This is a genomic window from Pseudoxanthomonas sp. LARHCG66 (genome assembly GCF_052871755.1).
Window position 1 is genome coordinate 1 of record NZ_JBIXJW010000015.1, and the last position, 1,628, is coordinate 1,628.

General features: G+C 57.5%; 1 protein-coding gene. It reads left to right on the plus strand.

Annotation, left to right across the window (positions count from 1 at the left end; all coding sequences use genetic code 11):
* Positions 1–1,122 precede the first annotated feature (1,122 nt).
* The gene (locus ACIPRS_RS18825) at positions 1,123–1,527 is read left to right on the plus strand and encodes a hypothetical protein (protein ID WP_446539650.1); all 405 of its coding nucleotides are present in this window, start codon (positions 1,123–1,125) and stop codon (positions 1,525–1,527) included.
* The last annotated feature ends 101 nt before the right edge of the window (positions 1,528–1,628 follow it).

The following is a 1,628-nucleotide window of genomic DNA, read 5'->3' on the forward strand; positions in this document are numbered from 1 at the left end:
TCCCGTGACGCGGCCTAACAATTCATTCAAGCCGAACCCGCTTCGCGGGTCGGCTTAATTCAGGTGTTAGACGCGCTCGGAGCCTTCATGCGATCTGCATTACTTGCTGCATTGCTACTCGCTGGATGCGCCAGCGGACGGCCAGCCATCTCGGATGCATCGCTCATCGGCACGTGGGAGTGTGGGCCTACCACTATGCATGGACCAAACTTTGATCTATTGGTTACGACTCGCACGACGAACAACGCTGACCACACTTACTCGAGTCTCACCACGTCCGTTGTCACCCCTCAGGGAGGGCTGGCGGTGACAGACAAAGACTTAGCTCACGGTACGTGGCAGCTAGACGGCGACGTAATCACTTCAACGGTCACGAGGGTCGAGTTCCTCTCCTCCACAGATGCAACCATCAGTAATAAGTTTGGCCAGGATATTCAGGATGCCCAGCTAAAAAAGAAGTCTGTGTATCAATCACGGATCATCCACTTTGATGGGCAAACCTCCCGTTCTATTCCGGTCAACTCAATGTACAAAGAGGCGGTTGTTGAGTCGTCCTGTAAGCGCGTCTAACAATTCATTCAAGCCGAACCCGCATCAGGTTCGCTAACTTCGGGTCGTTCTGGGTACTATCGGCTTCGGTGCCACCCCATGACGGGTCGGCTTAATTCAGTCGTTAGGGCCCTCATGGCACTTTCCTTCTTAGCCAACCTGTTAGGCCACCGGCTTCGTGCCGGTAACCGGGTTCGGTTAGATGGCGGCTACGACATGGAGCCGAAATGGCTCAATGGCCGGATCGCCCACTTCGGGGAGTGCGTCGGTTTCATCCAAGGCGAGAACGGTCAATCTGCTGCGCTCATCCGGCTAGATGAGCCGGTCACCTCTAACGGAGTCACAGGATCGCACTTGGTTCTACGCCTCCGTTACGTTGGCGCTCGCTGGGCCAACCGAGAGACCGTGCACCTTGAGCTGTTCACCTCGCCTCCGGCGTCATTACAAGATCCCTCAACTCGCGGCGTGTGGATCGAGTCTCATGCCACCTATCACGTAGAGGGCCCTAACAATTCATTCAAGCCGACGCCGCTTCGCGGCTCGGCTTAATTCTGGCGTTAGGGGGCTTGGAGAGTGTCATCGTCGCTGAAGCCGCTGAAATTAGTGGCGCATAACGTCTGCCACCAGTTCGCCAGCACGCTCAATTACTGGGCCGGCGATTACGGCATTAATCACTTCGCGCGATCGATCGTTGCTGCCGGCGGCAACGTCGCCGTGGATCTCCTTGCTGGCACGTCGCGGCCGCCCCTGGCCGGAGAGGGCGCCCTAGGTGTGCAGCAGCTGGCTTCTGCTCTTCCGGCCTTGTTGGTCAAAGAAGGCTTCGAGACCAACCTGTTGTCCTCCGCCGTTGCCCACTACCGGGTTCGCGGCTCCCTGCCTGAGCCTGGCGGCAACGTAGCGTACGATTGCCGCGTAGAGTTCAGTACGGTCGGGGGACGCTCGTACTTGGTTGAGCTGTCCGAGCTCAACACGCCGTAGCCGCCCCCTAACAATTCATTCAAGCCGAACCCGCTTCGCGGGTCGGCTTAATTCAGGTGTTAGCTGGCAATGGTGACTTTTAAGCAGCTCAACCACGGCTG